Below are 410 nucleotides of genomic sequence, written 5' to 3'. Positions count from 1 at the left end.
GCGGCCCTGATATTTCTCTCGCGCAAAGACAAACCCCCGACCTTCTTACGAGGGCCGGGGGTTTGGTGTAGAAGCTTGACGATGACCTACTCTCACATGGGGAGACCCCACACTACCATCGGCGATGCGTCGTTTCACTGCTGAGTTCGGGATGGGATCAGGTGGTTCCAACGCTCTATGGTCGTCAAGCAATTCGGTTTCTGCCTCGGGGTTTAGCCGCTGCAGCGAATCGGGCATGTGATGGTGTTGCTGTGTTTCGGTTCGCTTTGCGAGCGATGCGTCTTTTCGGTTTGTTTGTCGACTTCAACCGTCTGACACGCAAACATCAAATTGTTTGGGTGTTATATGGTCAAGCCTCACGGGCAATTAGTATGGGTTAGCTCAACGCCTCACAACGCTTACACACCCCA

The 410-nt window shown here is 53.4% G+C and carries 1 rRNA gene; it reads right to left on the bottom strand.

From position 1 onward, the window contains the following. Positions 1–73 precede the first annotated feature (73 nt). Positions 74–189, bottom strand: a 5S ribosomal RNA gene (gene rrf, locus V6943_RS20215). Positions 190–410 lie beyond the last annotated feature (221 nt).

The sequence above is a fragment of the Pseudomonas sp. CBC3 genome (assembly GCF_037967085.1).
GTDB lineage: Bacteria > Pseudomonadota > Gammaproteobacteria > Pseudomonadales > Pseudomonadaceae > Stutzerimonas.
This window is presented reverse-complemented; position numbering and strand designations above follow the sequence as displayed.